The following is a 1,112-nucleotide window of genomic DNA, read 5'->3' as shown; positions in this document are numbered from 1 at the left end:
GACTATCGCAATAGCGCTTAACACCAACATCATTCCGTTTGAAAACAAAATTATCCGCCGCAAGCCCGCTGGCAATGTCTCGTAATCCTTGGCGTCCAGTTCTCCACTTCGTATGGATTTACGCGAAAAGATCAAGAGAGTACCCACGTTGCTAATAAATAGAAATCGGCCAATCGGCTCCCACCCCAAAGTTCGCTTCCTAGCAGTAACAGCAGGAGAACGCCCCAAATACTTGAATATATCCCGGGCAAAAAAATAAGCGACAAACAGCAAAGTCAATGACGCCAACAAAATAAGCGCAATCAATACCAACCCACTTAACAGGAATAGTATTTCAATATCAGATCTCATTTTTGGATCTCATACACAACGTCTGCCCCTTGTTCGCCCCACTCCCCGAAAGTATTACCTAAAACAGCAGTACCTAGCCCAGTCAACACAAGACCGCAGGCGATTCCACCTGCCCCCAAAGTGCTGAGTCCGATAGCGGCGCACACCGGACCCGCGATTGCCGCCCCTGCGGCTCCACCCATGACAATTCCACTAAATTTCCCACTTTCGGTAAACCGCACTCTCCTGCAAGCCTCTTCAGTACCCTCTCGACAAGTCTCCTTGACCTTGATTCCCGATGCTGTGGCCTGTAGCCCAACTCCGATCCAGCCCCCCACCTTTATTACCTTGCTCGCCTTACTTACCCCCTCAATATGCGTCGCATACCCCGGAATTCCGGCTGAAGAACCCACCTTGCTCCAGTGATGGACAAGGCTGCGACTGGAAATGCCCAGCGCTTTCCTAAGGTTGGGGTGATCGGGCAAACCGACCATTTTTCGCATTAAGGGACTGAGGCTGTTATCCAGTTGCGTCATCAACTGTTTTCGCTTTTCAAAGAAATCAGCACCTTTAAGCTTGCCGTGCTTATCGAAGGTTTTCTTATGCAGTGACTCCAATTCATCCAACGTGCCGGCGAGATTTTTAAGGTGATTACTGAACATCGCGGCCCCAATCCCAACACTCGTAGAACCCTGCGATAAAAACGACTCAATCTCCCCATGATGTCGAGCCATAAACTCGGCCTCCGAGTCACTCATTGGCGCCAACGCCGTATCAACTTT

1 protein-coding gene and 1 pseudogene are annotated in these 1,112 nt (G+C 49.9%); both read right to left on the bottom strand.

Going from position 1 to position 1,112, the window contains the following annotated elements:
* Positions 1-351: hypothetical protein (locus DBR24_RS31220; protein ID WP_218278119.1), on the bottom strand; the 351-nt coding region annotated here is incomplete at its 3' end.
* Positions 348-1,112, bottom strand: a pseudogene (locus DBR24_RS02370) (hypothetical protein); the annotation flags it as partial. The gene DBR24_RS31220 and the pseudogene DBR24_RS02370, both read right to left, overlap by 4 nt.

The sequence above is a fragment of the Pseudomonas sp. HMWF006 genome, assembly GCF_003061205.1.
Lineage (GTDB): Bacteria > Pseudomonadota > Gammaproteobacteria > Pseudomonadales > Pseudomonadaceae > Aquipseudomonas > Aquipseudomonas monsensis.
This window is presented reverse-complemented; position numbering and strand designations above follow the sequence as displayed.